Here is a 16,660-nt window from a genome sequence, read left to right on the forward strand (position 1 = left end):
TCCGGCTGTTGTTATTTAATTCTTCAGCGCTGAGTTAATTTTAATTATTAATGGTTATCCATTGTCGTGTTTTAGATGAATGATAAATAGCATCGACTATCGCCAGTGATTTTCGGGCTTCATTAATATTGATATATTCTGTCTGACCTCCATGAGTAATAGCATGATAAAACTGACGAATAGCCTGTTGGTGGCCCAGGCCCCAGTAACTTTTGACGTGACCGTCCGGCGAACCATCGCAATCCAGCTTCAGGCGTCGGTCCGCTGTAACGCGCCACAGGGTGTTATCGGTGAGCTGGAGCATGCCTTGCTCGCAATGGATCTCCAGCAGCAGCGGTGAATCGAGGGTGTTACAGTTGCTGGCGTAAAACAGACCGCGGGCGCCGTTGGCAAAGTGCAGGGTCGCCATCGCGCTGTCTTCGGCTTCAGTGACGTCCGCCAGTTCACTGCTATCCACTACGCCTTTCAAACGCGTCACGCCGCCTGCGAACCACTGCATCAGATCGAGGGTATGAATAGCCTGGTTGATTAGTAAACTGCCGCCTTCGCTGGCAAAACGCCCACGCCACGGACTTTCGCTGTAATAAGCCCGGGAGCGCGACCAGGTCAAAACCGCTTTAATGCTTAGCATTCTGCCGAGCGTATTTTTCGCCAGTTCGTCGCGGATACGTAAACTGGTTGGATTAAGGCGGTTTTGATAGCACACGCCCAGTAAGCCTTGGGCAGACGCCGCCGCGTAAGCTATGTCTGCTACCTCTGTGCAATTCAACCCTACCGGTTTTTCGCAAAACACATGTTTCCCGGCGGCAAGCGCGGCCGTAATCATGTTTTTGTGCTCGAAGTGAGGCGTACAGATATGGACGACGTCAATGTCATTATCCAGCAGCATTTCCCGGTAATTCTGGTAATAGCGGCAGTTATACGCGATGGCCTGTTGCAAACCGTTGGCGCTATCAATATCGACCAGCGCGCGCAGCGTGACCCTCGGCAAAAGCCGGAGGGCGTTTACGTGGATGCTGTGGATAGCCCCCGCGCCGATGATGGCGGCATTTAGCGTTGTCATGTCACCTCCGGTTATGTGCGGGCATTCGCCAGCATTTGTGCCTTCACGCACAGTTCTGCGGCTTTAAAGGCGTGGGCCTGAGTCATGGCGTTTTCCGTGCGATTCAGACAATCGAGAATGAATTCGCCGAAGAAAGGAAAACCAACTTTGCCCGCGACTGGGTAGCGGAATTCCCCTTCTTTATTCACCAGATACACCACGTCCTGTTCACCTCGGGTGATATCCACATACTTGCGGATCTCAATGTAACCTTCGGTACCCAGCAAGGTCAGGCGTCCATCCCCCCAGCTACTGAGCCCCTGCGGCGTGAACCAGTCGCAGCGGAAGTAGCCGGTCGCCCCGTTGTCGCCCGCCAGCATAGCATCGCCAAAGTCTTCGAACTGCGGATACTGCGGATGATTGACGTTACGCACATGGCTGGCGACGATATGCGCCTCGCTATTGCCGGTATAAAAGAGAAATTGTTCGATTTGATGGCTGCCGATGTCGCACAGAATGCCGCCAAAATAGCGTTTGTCGTAAAACCAGTTCGGGCGACCGTTGCCTTCGCGGTGCGGACCGGTGCCCAGAGTTTGCATCACGCGCCCAATAGCCCCTTGATGGATTAGCTGGCCGGCAAACACGGCGCTTTCAACGTGCAGACGCTCGCTGTAATAGACCGCGTATTTACGTCCGGTCTTCGCCACCATTGCTTTGGCGTCTTCCAGCTGTGCGAGGGTGGTTAACGGAGCCTTGTCGGTGAAGTAGTCTTTACCAGCCGCCATTACCTTCAGCCCCAGCGGGCAGCGTTCAGAGGGAATTGCCGCCCCGGCAACCTGCCGGACCTCGCGATCGTTCAGGATAGTCTCGAGCGAATCGGCAACCTGCGCTTGCGGATAATGCTGCAGAAATTGATCTATTTTGAGCGGGTCGGGATCGTAAACCCATTTCAGCGTGGCGCCTGCTTCAATCAACCCGTTGCACATGCCGTAGATATGACCGTGATCGAGTGAGGACGCGGCAATGACAAACTCGCCAGGCTCAACGACCGGCTGAGGCTTCCCGGTAGGGGCGTAGTGCATTCCATCTTGCTTGTTCATTTTTTAACTCCTGAATCTAAGTCTTTACCCAGGGGGATAGCGCCCACCTCCGTGAAATTGCTCACGGAGGCGGATTTCTCATAAAAATGTGGGGCGATTTCAATCAGCCCGCTGGTGCGATAAAACGCATCGGTGTGGTGGATGGGCAGTGTTACCACCGTGCGGGTGATGGCGGATTTATAGATAGCGGTAATCAGCTCCAGCGAGCGCTTGCCTTGTTCGCCATCGACCAGGGGACATGTCCGTTTGTCGATGGCGTTAAGCAGGTTATCGATTTGTCCGGTATGTAGCGTCCATTGCAGTGCTGGCGTAGCGCGAAAAAGTGTCTCCAGATGCTGTTCCAGTTCGCCGTTATTGTTTGGTTGCGGGAAGCCGTTATCCGCCGACTGGCTGGCATGAACCTGCCACGGCGCAGAAATACGCGCCTTTTCGCCTTGAATGACAATCTTTTGGTCTTCGCCGTGATGCACCACGGAGGCGGTCACCTGTGTCAGTGCCCCGTTGGGGTATTTGAAGATAGCCGCGCTAAGGTCTTCGACTTCCGCATTGTCATGAGCAACGTTAGTCATCATCGCCACCACTTCGGCCGGGAAACCCAGCATCCATTGAATGGCGTCAATGTGGTGCACTGCGTGATTCAGCGTGCAGCCGCCGCCTTCTTTCTGCCACGTGCCGCGCCACCATAAGTCGTAATAGCAGTGTCCGCGCCACCAGAATGAATCCACCTGCGCATGGCAAATCTTGCCCGCCAGCCCGGAATCAACAACGGTTTTCAGACGCCAGAAGGCATCGGTAAAGCGGTTTTGCGCGATGACCGATAAGGTTTTCCCGCTGGCCTTTTGCGCGGCGATCATCGCATCGCACTCTTCGAGTGAGGCGGCCATCGGTTTTTCGCACAGCACATGTTTTCCGGCCTGCAGCGCATCAATGCTGATAGCTGCGTGCACGTACGGCGGAGTGCAGACATCGACCACATCTACTTCGATGCCCGCGTCCAGCATCGCCTGATGACTGCGGTAGACCCGCGCTTCGCCCAGGCCATAGCGTGATTTCTTCTCTTCGGCCTTCTCCGGGTAGATATCAACCAGGGCGACAATCCGGCAACGATCGGCGAACTGTAAATACCCCTGAATGTGGTTGTGGGAGATATTCCCGGTTCCAACAATGGCAATATTCAGCATGATTTTCTCCTGCGCGTTACCAGCTACCGGAAGCGTCCAGCGTGCGGCTGGCCGTGGTTTTTTCCACTGAAGAGGCGATACGTTGTTGGAGCAACTGGAAGTAACGCTGTTCATCGATCGGTAGCTCGACCCAGTCATCGGTCCAGGTAGAGAGGTGCATCGCATTGGAAAGCGTCAGGCCGTGAATGCCTTCCAGACCGGGGGCAATCAGCGGCTCGCCGTGCAGAATCGCGGCGGTGAAATTGCGGGTAATGACATAGTGCTCGCTGCATTCTGGTTCGGTAGGGATAGTCACCTCCCAGCATTCCGGCTCACCAAAACCGTTTTGCCAGCGGGCGTTAAAGTCGGTTTCGGATTCCCGTAGTTTCCAGAAGCGCAGGCGGCCTTCTTCCACTACCACTTTTCCCCGGCTGCCGACAATTTCCAGGCGATTTGTGCCGGGCGTTTCGGCGACGGTGGTGATGAACACGCCGGTCGCGCCGTTGGCGTATTCCGCGTAGGCCGTGACGTCATCTTCAACTTCAATCTGGCGGTGTTTGCCAAACTGGCAAAAGGCACGCAAGCGTACCGGCATGCCGACCAGCCATTGCCATAAATCGAGTTGGTGCGGATCCTGATTAAGCAGCACGCCGCCGCCTTCACCTTTCCAGGTCGCGCGCCAGCCGCCGGAGTTGTAATAGCTCTGCGAACGATACCAGTTGGTAATGATCCAGTTAGAGCGACGCAGCTCGCCGAGTTCGCCACTGTCGATCAGATCTTTAACTTTCTGATACAGCGGATTGGGGCGCTGGTTGTACATCAAGCCGAACACCACATCGCATTCGCGCGCACAGGCGTTCATCTCTTGTACCTGCGCGGTGTAGACCCCAGCAGGCTTCTCGCACAGCGTATGGATGCCAAGACGCATGGCCATCATCGATAAACCTGGATGGTCATAGTGCGGTGTGGCGACGATAACGGCGTCGATCAGCCCACTTTCCAGCATCTCACGCGCATCGCTGAACAGTGTCACCTCTTCACCGACCAGCCGTTGGATCGCCGCATGCTGATCAGGATTGTTATCGCATACTGCGGCGAGCGCTGCTTCTTGTACCGTTCCGGCCAGCAGGTAGCGCGCGTGGACGGTACCAATGTTGCCAACCCCAATAATGCCAAAGCGTATTTTTTTCATGTCGTGCCTTTTTCATGAGAAAGAAGGGATATGCGGAACATATGAAACGCCTGGAATATCGACAATGTGATTTTGTGAGAACGGTTGCAGGATGAAAAAGAAGTTCATCCAGTCATTGAAAAAGTGTTTTAGAGTCAATGAACTACGTTTGCAAAAAATTGCAAATATTGATTGCGAGTGAGGTCACAGAATGTCTGGCAAGCTAAAAATGGACGAAATTGCTGCCCTGACAGGGTACTCGGTGAGTACGGTGTCGAGAGTACTTAGCGGAAAGTCATATACCAGCGATAACGCGCGCGATGCGATTGTCAGCTGCGCGCGCAGGCTGGGCGTTCTGGACTCGCTGTCCAGTGGACGGCTATTGATCAACGGTATCGCCATTTTCGCCCCGTTGCGTACCTTTACCGCCCGTGGCGATGCATTTTACCTCGAAGTGACGCGCGGAATTGCTGAGGCGATAGCGCCGCATGATGTCTATCTGAGTTACTGCGGACTGGATGAGCAACGCGCGGACATAAAGGTCTTTCAGGAAAAGGCCAACAGTAAAAATATCAATGCCATTATTCTCATCGGCATTGATGACCCGACCGTGCATAAACTGGCGCTACTGCTGGATAAACCCTGCGTGTTGATTAACTCGCAGGACAAAGAAGGGTTACTGGATGCGGTATCCCCCGATCACCGGGCAATTGGCAACCGTGCTGTGCAATATCTTTTTGATCAGGGGCATCGGCGTATTCTCCATGTCACCAGCCTGCGCCGGGAAACCTTGTACTGGCGTCTGGAGGGCATTAAGGAGGTCTACCGACAATATCAGATACCGTTTGATACCGGGCGTGATCTGCTGGTGACGGAAGGGTTTTCTGAGGATGAATCAGAACGTGCGATGGACCACTGGCTACGTGAGACGCCGCGTGAAGCGTGGCCAGAGGTCATTTTCTGCGCTGGGGCATCAATGTCGACGGGCATCCAGCGGGTGCTGGAAAACGGTGGCGTGGAGATACCCGGTGAGATGTCGCTGATGACGACGGATGTTCAGGAGCTGGATGCGCATATCGTCGCCGCGGTAACCAGTATCACTATCCCCTGTCGGGCACTGGGCGTGGAGGCGGTGCATTTGCTACAGAACCGTCTTAATCGCCCCTCTGCGCCCGTGTTTAACCTGTTGTTGAAGGGAAAGGTGACGGATCGGGGAACCGTTACCCACGCAACGCGCCATGCCGCGCGGGTGACGGTAGCGCGTTAATCGCGGATCAACGTTCTGGCGGCAGGCAAACGCCAATCCCGCCAATGCCACAGTACCCATAAGGATTTTTATGCAGATACTGCTGGTGGTCGTCCTCGGCATAGTAGAACGGGGTTGCGGTAGTGATTTCCGTTGTAATAGTGCGCTCGTCGCCAGCGGCGGTCATTGCTGCCTGAAAACGCTCAAGGCTTGCCCGTGCCGCGACGGTTTGCTCCGGCGTTAACGGGTAAATGGCGGAGCGATACTGCGTCCCCTGGTCGTTCCCCTGACGCATGCCCTGCGCCGGGTCGTGATTTTCCCAGAACACCTGCAGCAGTTGCTCGTAGCTGATAACATGCGGATCATAGACGACGCGTACCGCTTCGGCGTGTCCGGTATCGCCGGAACACACTTCCCGATAGGTTGGGTTAGGGGTGTAGCCGCCGGTATATCCGGCCGCTGTGCTGTATACCCCGGGTAATGACCAGAATAAACGTTCAACGCCCCAGAAACATCCCATGGCGAAAAAGGCTATCTCCATACCGTCGGGCACGTTGGTCATCGAATGTTGGTTAACCGCATGCAGCGTTGCCACTGGCATCGGGGTGTTGCGTCCAGGTAGGGCATCTGCTTGAGTAACAAGATGCTTTCTATCAAATAAACTCATGGCCGTTCTCCCGAAATCAGTCATTTGGGTTAAGGTTGTAACGAGACGCGTCTTTGCCCACAATAAACGGCGTGAATACGTCTAGAGTTAAACATAAGAAATATTTGGGTTGTCGTCTGTTTTTCAACTCTTATTGTTGATTTTTTGTTAAGCCGAGGAACGGCATAGTATTTTTTTCCAGGGGTGGGAAAAAAGGATATTCAGGAGAAAATGTGCCACATATCCGTCAGTTATGTTGGGTGGGATTACTGTGCTTAAGTGGCTCCGCCGCCGCAGCGAATGTTCGCTTACAGGTCGAGGGATTATCAGGACCGCTGGAGAAAAACGTCCGTGCGCAGCTATCCACGATTCAAAGTGATGAAGTCACTCCAGACCGACGCTTTCGTGCGCGCGTTGATGATGCCATCCGCGAAGGGCTAAAAGCGCTGGGCTACTTTGAGCCCACCATTGATTTTGAGCTGCGTCCGCCGCCGGCGAAAGGACGCCAGGTGTTGATTGCCAAAGTGACCCCTGGTGAGCCGGTGCTGATTGGCGGCACCGAAGTGATTCTGCGCGGTGGCGCACGTACGGATAAAGATTACCTGGATCTGCTGAAAACGCGACCGGCAATCGGCACCGTGCTGAATCAGGGGGACTATGATAACTTCAAAAAGTCACTCACCAGCGTGGCGCTGCGCAAAGGCTATTTCGACAGTGAATTTAATAAAAGTCAGCTTGGAATAGCGCTCGAACGCCGCCAGGCATTCTGGGATATCGATTACAACAGCGGTGAACGCTATCGCTTTGGGCATGTCACTTTTGAAGGCTCGCAAATTCGCGATGAGTACCTGCAAAATTTGGTGCCCTTTAAAGAGGGTGAAGAGTACGAGTCGAAAGATCTGGGCGAACTGAACCGTCGTCTGTCGGCGACCGGATGGTTTAATTCCGTGGTCGTCGCACCGAAATTTGATAAAGCCCGTGAAACCAAAGTGCTGCCGCTGAAAGGCGTGGTGTCGCCGCGAACTGAAAATACCATCGAAACCGGGGTCGGTTACTCAACTGACGTCGGTCCACGGGTGAAGACCTCGTGGAAAAAGCCGTGGATGAACTCCTATGGCCACAGCCTGACCACCAGCGCCAGCATCTCTGCGCCAGAGCAGGTTCTTGATTTCAGTTATAAAATGCCGCTATTAAAGAACCCGCTGGAGCAGTATTACCTGGTGCAGGGGGGCTTTAAGCGTACCGATTTAAACGATACCGAGCAGGACTCCACTACGCTTGCGGTTTCCCGCTACTGGGATCTTTCCAGCGGCTGGCAGCGCGCGATTAACCTGCGCTGGAGCCTCGATCACTTTACCCAGGGTAACGTCACTAACACCACCATGCTGCTCTATCCGGGCGTGATGATCAGCCGGACGCGCTCGCGCGGCGGTCTGATGCCAGTCTGGGGCGACTCCCAACGTTATTCCATCGATTACTCCAACACGGCCTGGGGTTCAGACGTTGATTTCTCCGTCTTCCAGGCGCAAAACGTCTGGATCCGCACGCTGTACGATCGTCATCGCTTTGTGATGCGCGGCAACCTCGGCTGGATCGAAACCGGGGACTTCGACAAAGTACCGCCGGATCTGCGTTTCTTCGCCGGGGGCGATCGCAGCATTCGCGGCTACAAATACAAATCTATTTCGCCTGAAGGCAGCGACGGCAAGCTGAAAGGGGCCTCTAAACTGGCGACCGGCTCGCTGGAATATCAGTACAACGTGACCGGAAAATGGTGGGGCGCGATGTTTGTCGATAGCGGCGAAGCGGTCAGCGATATCCGCAGAAGCGATTTCAAAACCGGTGCCGGGGTCGGTGTACGCTGGCAATCGCCAGTGGGACCCATCAAGCTCGACTTTGCTGTCCCTGTGGGCGACAAAGATGAACATGGTTTACAGTTTTACATCGGTCTGGGGCCTGAATTATGAGTTTATGGAAGAAGATAAGCCTCGGCGTGCTGATTTTTATCCTGCTGTTGTTAGGCACGGTGGCGTTCCTCGTCGGCACCACTTCGGGCCTGCATCTGATCTTCAAAGCGGCGAATCGTTGGGTTCCGGGGCTGGAGATTGGTCAGGTCACCGGCGGCTGGCGGGATTTATCGCTCAAAAATATTCGTTATGACCAACCTGGCGTGGCGGTGAATGCTGGCGAAGTGCATCTGGCCGTGGGGCTTAACTGCCTGTGGGACAGCAGCCTGTGCGTCAACGATCTGTCGCTGAAAAATATCAACGTGGCGATCGACAGCAAAAAGATGCCGCCATCAGCGCCGGTTGAAGAGGAAGAGAGCGGTCCGCTTAACCTTTCCACACCTTACCCAATCACGCTTTCGCGCGTGGCGCTGAACAACATCAATATCAAAATCGATGACACCACGGTTTCGGTGCTGGAATTTACCTCCGGCCTGAACTGGCAGGAAAAAACGCTAACCCTAAAGCCAACGTCATTACAGGGGCTGCTGATTGCCCTGCCTAAAGTGGCGGAAGTGGCGCAGGAAGAGGTTGTCGAACCAAAGATTCAAAATCCGCAACCGGATGAAAAACCGCTCGGCGAAACGCTAAAAGATCTGTTCTCAAAGCCGGTGCTGCCGGAAATGACCGATGTCCATCTGCCGCTCAATCTCAACATTGAAGCGTTTCGCGGCGAGCAGCTGCGCGTGACCGGGGATACGGATTTAACGGTACATAACATGCTGCTGAAAGTGAGCAGCATTGACGGCAACATGAAACTCGATGCACTGGATATCGACTCGAATCAGGGGACGGTAAAAGCCAGCGGCACGGCGCAACTGACCGACACGTGGCCGGTCGATATTACTTTAAACAGCACGCTCAACGTCGACCCGTTAAAAGGCGAAAAGGTGAAGCTGAAGGTCGGCGGCGCGCTGCGTGAACAGCTGGAAGTCGGCGTAAATCTGTCTGGTCCGGTGGATATGGACCTGCGGGCGCAGGCGCGTCTGGCGGAAGCCGGATTGCCGCTCAACCTTGAGGTGGTGAGTAAGCAGGTTTACTGGCCGTTTACTGGCGACAAGCAGTTCCAGGCTGATGACATCAAGCTCAAACTGACCGGTAAGATGACCGACTATACGCTGTCGATGCGTACCGCTGTGAAAGGTCAGGATATTCCTCCGGCTACCATCACGCTGGACGCCAAAGGCAACGAACAGCAGATCAATCTCGACAAACTCAGCGTTGCGGCGCTGGAAGGGAAAACTGAGCTGAAAGCGCTGGTGGACTGGCAGCAGGCGATCAGCTGGCGCGGGGAGCTAACGCTGGATGGCATTAACACGGCGAAAGCGATCCCGGAGTGGCCATCAAAACTGAATGGCCTGGTGAAAACTCGCGGCAGTCTGTACGGCGGAAGCTGGCAGATGGAGGTGCCCGAGCTGAAGCTGACCGGCAACGTGAAGCAGAACAAGGTAAATGTGCACGGTTCGCTGAAGGGTAACAGCTACCTGCAGTGGACGATCCCGGGCCTGCATCTGGAACTGGGACGCAACAGCGCCGATGTTAAAGGGGAACTGGGGGTCAAAGACCTCAATCTCGACGCGACGATTGATGCCCCGAGCCTGGATAACGCGCTGCCGGGACTGGGCGGTACGGCGAAAGGGCTGGTAAAAGTTCGCGGTACGGTTGAAGCGCCACAGCTGCTGGCGGATATCACCGCCCGGGGTCTGCGCTGGCAGGAGCTGTCCGTCGCTCAGGTGCGCGTCGAAGGCGACGTGAAATCGGCAGAGCAAATCGCTGGTAATCTCAACGTTCGCGTAGAGCGGATTGTACAGCCTGACGTGAATATTGGCCTGGTGACGCTCAATGCCAAAGGTAGCGAAAAGCAGCATGAGCTGCAGCTGCGCATTCAGGGGGAACCGGTCTCCGGGCAGCTCTCCCTGGCAGGTAGCTTTGATCGCAAAGAGCAGCGCTGGAAAGGTGCGTTAAGCGATACCCGCTTCCAGACGCCGGTCGGTCCGTGGTCCCTTAACCGCCCTGTCGCGCTGGATTATCGCAATCAGGAACAGAAAATCAGCATTGGGCCACACTGCTGGAACAACCCGAATGCGGAACTGTGCGTACCGCAAACCATTGATGCCGGTGCACAAGGACGCGCGGTGGTGAACCTTAACCGCTTCGACCTGGCGATGCTAAAACCGTTTATGCCGGATACAACCCAGGCCAGCGGCGTTTTCACTGGCAAAGCTGATGTTAGCTGGGACACCACCAAAGAGGGGCTGCCGCAGGGGCAGGTTACGCTGAGCGGACGTAACGTGAAGGTCACGCAAAGCGTGAACGATGCGCCGCTCCCTGTGGCGTTTGAAACGCTGAATCTGACCGCCGACCTGCACAATAACCGTGCCGAGCTGGGCTGGCTGATTCGCCTGACCAACAACGGGCAGTTTGACGGCCAGGTGCAGGTGACGGATCCGCAAGGACGCCGCAGTCTCGGCGGCAACGTCAACATCCGCAACTTCAATCTGGCGATGGTGAACCCCATTTTCTCGCGCGGTGAAAAAGCGGCAGGGGTGATCAACGCCAACCTACGTCTGGGCGGCGATGTGCAAAGCCCGCAACTGCTCGGACAGCTGCAGCTGAGCGGTCTGGATATCGACGGTAACTTTATGCCGTTTGACATGCAGCCAAGCCAGTTAGCCGTTAACTTCACTGGAACACGCTCAACGCTGGCGGGCGTGGTGCGTACGCAGCAGGGCGAAATTAACCTGAGCGGCGATGCCGACTGGAGTCAGATAGACAACTGGCGGGCGCGCGTTGCGGCTAAAGGCAGCAGGGTTCGTATTACCGTGCCGCCGATGGTCCGCCTGGACGTATCGCCGGACGTGGTCTTTGAAGCCACGCCGAGCCTGTTTACCCTTGATGGCAACGTGGATGTGCCGTGGGCGCGTATCGTGGTACACGATCTGCCGGAGAGCGCGGTAGGGGTTTCCAGCGATATGGTCATGCTTAACAACAATCTGCAACCGGAGAAACCGCAGACAGCAGGTATTCCGATCAACAGCAACCTGAACATTCACGTCGGTAACAACGTGCGTATTGACGCCTTTGGTCTGAAAGCGCGTCTGACGGGCGATCTGAAAGTGGTGCAGGATAAGCAGGGGCTGGGGCTGAACGGACAAATTAATATTCCGAGCGGGCGTTTCCATGCCTATGGTCAGGATCTGATTGTGCGTAAGGGTGAGCTGTTGTTCTCCGGCCCGCCGGATCAGCCGTTACTCAACATCGAAGCAATTCGTAACCCGGAAGCCACCGAAGACGACGTGATCGCCGGGGTTCGTGTCACGGGCTCCGCCGATGAACCGAAGGCGGAAATCTTCTCCGACCCGGCGATGTCGCAGCAAATGGCGCTTTCCTACCTGCTACGCGGACAAGGACTGGATAGCGAACAGAGCGACAGCGCGGCAATGACTTCAATGCTTATTGGTCTGGGGGTTGCACAAAGTGGTCAGGTTGTGGGTAAAATCGGGGAGACATTTGGCGTAAGCAATCTGGCACTGGACACACAAGGGGTGGGTGATTCATCTCAGGTGGTTGTCAGCGGATACGTACTGCCAGGTCTGCAGGTGAAATATGGTGTGGGTATATTTGACTCCTTAGCGACACTCACGCTACGTTATCGTCTGATGCCTAAGCTATATCTGGAAGCAGTGTCTGGCGTAGATCAGGCACTTGATTTGCTCTATCAGTTCGAGTTTTAGCAATGCGAATATTTGTCTACGGCAGTTTACGAACCAAACAAGGCAACAGCCACTGGATGACCAATGCCCTGTTGCTGGGAAATTTCAGTATCGACAACTACCAGTTGTATAGCCTGGGCCACTATCCAGGCGCCGTTCCAGGAGAGGGAACAGTACACGGGGAAGTTTATCGTATTGATAACGCCACGCTGGCAGAGCTTGACGCTCTGCGTACCCGCGGCGGTGAATACGCACGCCAGTTAATTCAAACGCCGTACGGAAGTGCATGGATGTACGTGTACCAACGTCCGGTTGATGGCTTAACGCTGATTGAAAGCGGTAACTGGTTAGACCGAGACCAGTACTGATATGAACACGCCACCCTCGGGTGGCGTTGTTTTATTCTGGATTTAAAACTCCACGCGCGCGCCGAGGTTATAGCGGCGTCCTTCCACCTGTGCGGATTCGTTCCACGCGGTTGTCAGTTTCGGATCCTCATCCAGCACGTTGTAGACCCCAGCCATCAGTTGCGTGTGCTTATTGAGCTGATAACGTACGCCTACGTCCACCATCGTGTAGTCATCGTATTTATAGTTATTGCCGCTGTTGCGGTTACTGCTGCGATAATTCACCGTACTCCATACGTCCAGGCTTTGCGTTGCCGCCCAGTTCAGCGACAGATTCGCCATATGGCGCGGATAATCGTTGAGCGCGTAGCCTTTGTTAACGCCGCTTTTTTGTTCGCTGTGGTTCCAGGTGTAGTTAGCGTTGGCTTTTACATCGGCGGTAATCTGCCAGTCGGCATTCAGTTCTATACCGTATACATCCGCCTCGCTGACGTTGAAGTATTTACTGACGGAATCCGCGTTGTAGCCGTTGACGGAGCACTGGTTCGTCGACGTGGTTTCACAAATAGTTTGTTCAGCAATTTTGTCTTTGAACTGCGTATAGAAGACGGTGCTGTCGAGCGATAGCGCATCTCCCGTCCAGTAGAGGCCCAGTTCAGAGTTAACGCTTTGTTCAGGTTTCAGGTCGTCGTTACCAACGGTGAGGAAGGGATAAGGTACGGTTGAGCCGTAAGGGGTTACGAAGTTGCTGGACGTCGCGCGCAGCTCCGGTTTTTTATAGCCTGCGGAAACGCCGCCTTTCAGCGCCCAGTCATTGCTAAAGGCCCAGTTACCGTACATTTTCGGCGTAATATGTGTGCCAAAATTGTCATCCTGGTCCATCCTCGCTGACGTGGTCAGGATGAAATCGCCAATGCTCCAGCCGTCTTCAGCAAACAATGCCCAACCGTTACGGCTGATTTTGGTCACCGGGTCAGATCCGGGCAGCGTTTTGTTGGCCACATCAAAGCGGTCATTCAGCTCTTCGCGCGTGAAATTCGCCCCAACGGTCAGTTTATGGGTGTCGAGCGTGAAAGTGGTTTGCGAATTGGCGACGTAGTTCTCCATCTGCACATACTGCGGGGACTGTCCGTCATAAACGTACTTCGAACGGCCTTTTTCATAGTTTATGTAGTTGGTCGTCGCGATGGTGTCGTCTGCATACCAGCCGGTATGCGTCAGGGTGGCGGCGTTACGATCGAACAGCCATGACCACGGCGCACCGCGTTTCTGGGTACGGTTTTTTTCCTGCTCACCGGTGACCACGTTGAGATCGAACAGGTTATTCTCGCTGGCGGCCAGGCCCAATGTCATATCAACGGATTTACGATTGTGTTTGCCAAAATAGTTATTGCGATCGTCATCGCGACGGTCAAGCCAGTCGGCCGCCACGCTAAGGCCGAGAACATCGGGCACAATCGGCCCCATGGTAAACAAATTCATCTGGCTGGTATTACCTAAATACTGGTGCTCCTGCAGCCAGGTATTGGCAGCAATTGCCGTGGTCCACTCTTTTGCGCCGTACGGTTTTTTGGTAATGACGTTAACCACACCGCCGATGGCGTCTGAACCGTACAGCGAGGACATCGGCCCACGGATAACTTCGATACGCTCAATGGCCTCCATTGGCGGTAAGAAGTTGGCTTCAGTACCAATATCATGTCCGTAAGGGCGAGATTCACCGGTATTTTGTTTGACGCTGTTGACCATAAAAGCGGTATAGGATGGGTCCATGCCGCGGATCATAATGCTGCCGGCGTTCATGCCGCTGCTGTTGGTGACCGAGACGCCGGGCAGGTTTTTAATTGCTTCACCGATGCTACGGTCCGGCTGAATATCCAGCGTGTTACGATCGATAACTGAAATAGTGGCCGGCGCTTCGCGTTTTTGCTGCGAGAATCCGGATGCGGTGATCACCATTTCATCTTCGCTAGTGCGTGAGGTCTCGGTGAGTTCTTCTGCCTGAGTGGGGAAAATAACACCGCCTGAGAATGCAACGATCCCTGTCAGCGTAATAAGTTGACGCGTTTTCATAATATAGACACCTGAAAAGTAAAAAATAAAAACATCACCTTGCAGCTCAAAAAAGCTGCAAGGTGCAGATAGTTTTTTAATTATTAATATTTAGAGAGATCGATTTTCAGCACGTAGTCGGGCTTCACACCTGTCATTTTTTCCGACTGTTTGACGCTGACGTACAGGGTGTTAGCATCAGCCGAGAGCGCCAGACTGTTAGGTAATGCCTTGGTTTCAATGCTTTGTTTTACCTGATAGGTCTTGCTGTTCACAATGCTGATGCGTTTAGCATTACGGTGGGTGATATAAACTTCCTGGCGTTTTTCGTTATATATCACTGTCAGCGAGTTAATAACCTTAATTGGTGCAATAACCTTACCGGTATTAAGATCAACAACCAGTACGTCCGCTAAATCCGGATCGGTCAGGAATGCGCGGTTATTTTTTGCATCCAGGGCAATATTCAAGAAAAAATGTTTTTTATCTGGCTCAATGGTAAAGCGATTAATAATTTGATGGTTGGTGGTGTCCAGCGTAATAAGCTCGTTTCGGCCATTCACAACATACAGGCGGTTCTTATTTGCATCCACGGCCATGCCGGTCGGGTACTGGCCCATGTTCTCGAGGGTGGCGATTTTCTCGCGCTTTTGTGTGTCCACCACCCAGACTATGCCCTTTTCAGCCACGCCGGAAACGTACAGACGGTGGTGCTGTTTATCGAGCACCATTTCACGCGTATGAACAATATCTTTCGGGTTTTTGGCTTCGCTCAGTTGCAGTATCGCCAGCTCTTTACCGCTGCGGGTATCGACTAGCGTTACTGAACCTTCCAGCGTGTTGCCGACATACAGCACCTGGTTTTCTTCATCCAGCGCGGTGGCAAAGGCACGACGACTGGTGTCGATGACTTCAGTCGTCGTGAGTTTCTCCAGATCGAGTTTGTAGATAAGCCCGCTGGTTTTATCTTTATCAAACGACGGCGACGAGGCGACAAAAAGCGCATTCTGCTGGCTATCTACCGCCAGTTCATACACGCCATTACCGACATCGCGGGTCAGAAAATCTTTCTCAGGTAGCGTCTGCGCCACGCTGGACAGGCTGGTAAATAACAGCGCTGTGGCGAGTGCCACGCAGGAATAGCGTTTCAGGGACTTCACATTGTGGAGGTTCATTGACTTTTATTCACATTTATTTACATGATGAGAATGATAATGAGATCTAATATCATTCGCAATTAAGATTAATGAAATGTGACTACCCATTCTGGTAGGTCAAAAAGAAAACAGCGAAGGGGAGAGGTGGTAGAACGTAGAAATTTAAAAACCCTTACTAACCAGAGACTGGCGTTCAGGGTTTTAAGCTAACGCGAACTTACTTCTTCGCGCGCTCGAAAGAAGCAACGATTTCAGCTTTAGCGGCTTCAGCGTTGTCCCAACCGTCAACTTTTACCCATTTGCCCGCTTCGAGATCTTTGTAGTGTTCGAAGAAGTGGGTGATCTGCGCTTTCAGCAGTTCCGGCAGGTCGGTCACATCTTTGATGTGATCGTATTCTTTGCTCAGCTTAGTGTGCGGAACCGCAACCAGTTTCGCATCTTCACCGGATTCGTCAGTCATTTTCAGCACGCCAACCGGACGGCAGCGGATCACTGAACCTGGCTCCAGCGGGTACGGAGTCGGGACAAGAACGTCTACCGGGTCACCGTCCAGAGACAGGGTGTGGTTGATGTAACCGTAGTTGCACGGATAGAACATCGCGGTGGACATGAAGCGGTCAACGAACAGGGCGCCGCTCTCTTTGTCAACTTCGTATTTGATCGGATCTGCGTTGGCAGGGATCTCGATAACAACGTAGATATCTTCCGGCAAGTCTTTACCGGCAGGGACGTTGAGTAAGCTCATGTCTGTTTCCTTTAAATAAGCTATGGCAAACAAGTGGCGGGTATTATAGCCAACTCGCGCTGAATGTCTCCGCTTGTTTTCGCTTTCTCTGCGCTCATTTTCTTCTTTTTACCCCTCTCCCGTGACAGAAAAATCCATATCTTCAGCCGCATTTTTCATAGCGAGATGAAAGCGATTACAAAGTTGTGATTAACGTTTTATTTACTTTTTTGAAGTGTGATGTAACGCAATTCGTTACATGCTCAATTGTCTATAGTTTTTTCGCGAAGGTTTAT

At 53.6% G+C, this 16,660-nt stretch carries 12 protein-coding genes; 4 read left to right on the forward strand and 8 right to left on the reverse strand.

The features are described from left to right. Positions 1 to 40 precede the first annotated feature (40 nt). From N0B36_RS09975 to N0B36_RS09990, 4 genes are read right to left on the reverse strand one after another with little or no spacing between them, the layout of a single operon-like run. On the reverse strand, positions 41 to 1,063 hold the full coding sequence (locus N0B36_RS09975; RefSeq protein WP_259687585.1) for a Gfo/Idh/MocA family protein: 1,023 nt from the start codon (positions 1,061 to 1,063) through the stop codon (positions 41 to 43). 11 nt (positions 1,064 to 1,074) lie between these two features. Next, a complete protein-coding gene (locus N0B36_RS09980) occupies positions 1,075 to 2,142 on the reverse strand; it encodes a Gfo/Idh/MocA family protein (RefSeq protein ID WP_103766909.1) in 1,068 nt (355 codons plus the stop codon). Continuing rightward, positions 2,139 to 3,323 carry a Gfo/Idh/MocA family protein gene (locus N0B36_RS09985; RefSeq protein WP_259687598.1) on the reverse strand — a complete coding sequence of 395 codons (1,185 nt, stop codon included), beginning with the start codon at positions 3,321 to 3,323 and terminating at the stop codon, positions 2,139 to 2,141. The genes N0B36_RS09980 and N0B36_RS09985 overlap by 4 nt, the downstream gene beginning before the upstream one ends. Before the next feature lie 16 nt (positions 3,324 to 3,339). Further along, positions 3,340 to 4,494, reverse strand: coding sequence for a Gfo/Idh/MocA family protein (locus N0B36_RS09990; RefSeq protein WP_103766907.1), 1,155 nt, complete (start codon positions 4,492 to 4,494; stop codon positions 3,340 to 3,342). A 190-nt stretch (positions 4,495 to 4,684) separates the two neighbouring features. Here N0B36_RS09990 and N0B36_RS09995 point away from each other — a divergent pair, with 190 nt between their 5' ends. Beyond that, complete coding sequence (locus tag N0B36_RS09995) at positions 4,685 to 5,740, forward strand: LacI family DNA-binding transcriptional regulator (RefSeq protein WP_047499954.1); 1,056 nt, start codon at positions 4,685 to 4,687, stop codon at positions 5,738 to 5,740. Positions 5,741 to 5,747: 7 nt separating this feature from the next. On the opposite strand, the gene msrA is transcribed toward N0B36_RS09995, so the two are convergent. After that, positions 5,748 to 6,386 carry a peptide-methionine (S)-S-oxide reductase MsrA gene (gene msrA, locus N0B36_RS10000; RefSeq protein WP_049283035.1) on the reverse strand — a complete coding sequence of 213 codons (639 nt, stop codon included), beginning with the start codon at positions 6,384 to 6,386 and terminating at the stop codon, positions 5,748 to 5,750. A gap of 212 nt (positions 6,387 to 6,598) precedes the next feature. Between msrA and tamA the strand changes: the two genes are divergently transcribed. Genes tamA through N0B36_RS10015 form a run of 3 tightly spaced genes read left to right on the forward strand, consistent with a single transcriptional unit; the run spans position 6,599 to position 12,452 of the window. Continuing rightward, positions 6,599 to 8,332: an autotransporter assembly complex protein TamA gene (gene tamA, locus N0B36_RS10005; RefSeq protein ID WP_259687616.1), complete on the forward strand. Its 1,734-nt coding sequence runs from the start codon at positions 6,599 to 6,601 to the stop codon at positions 8,330 to 8,332. Next, positions 8,329 to 12,105, forward strand: coding sequence for an autotransporter assembly complex protein TamB (gene tamB, locus N0B36_RS10010; protein ID WP_259687622.1), 3,777 nt, complete (start codon positions 8,329 to 8,331; stop codon positions 12,103 to 12,105). Before tamA ends, tamB begins: the two co-directional genes overlap by 4 nt. Positions 12,106 to 12,107: 2 nt before the next feature. Continuing rightward, on the forward strand, positions 12,108 to 12,452 hold the full coding sequence (locus N0B36_RS10015; RefSeq protein ID WP_016151451.1) for a gamma-glutamylcyclotransferase: 345 nt from the start codon (positions 12,108 to 12,110) through the stop codon (positions 12,450 to 12,452). Between the two features lie 42 nt (positions 12,453 to 12,494). Here the strand turns inward: N0B36_RS10015 and N0B36_RS10020 are convergent, their stop codons facing one another. The 3 genes from N0B36_RS10020 to ppa form a co-directional block, all read right to left on the reverse strand. Continuing rightward, positions 12,495 to 14,504 (reverse strand): TonB-dependent receptor domain-containing protein, encoded by a 2,010-nt coding sequence (locus N0B36_RS10020; protein ID WP_016155530.1) that lies wholly within the window; start codon positions 14,502 to 14,504, stop codon positions 12,495 to 12,497. Between the two features lie 83 nt (positions 14,505 to 14,587). Further along, positions 14,588 to 15,658, reverse strand: a complete 1,071-nt coding sequence (locus N0B36_RS10025) for a YncE family protein (RefSeq protein ID WP_259687628.1) — start codon at positions 15,656 to 15,658, stop codon at positions 14,588 to 14,590. A gap of 199 nt (positions 15,659 to 15,857) precedes the next feature. Next, positions 15,858 to 16,385, reverse strand: a complete 528-nt coding sequence (gene ppa / locus N0B36_RS10030; protein WP_003025726.1) for an inorganic diphosphatase — start codon at positions 16,383 to 16,385, stop codon at positions 15,858 to 15,860. Positions 16,386 to 16,660 lie beyond the last annotated feature (275 nt).

The organism is Citrobacter sp. XY323 (assembly GCF_025106035.1).
Classification (GTDB): Bacteria; Pseudomonadota; Gammaproteobacteria; order Enterobacterales; family Enterobacteriaceae; genus Citrobacter; species Citrobacter braakii.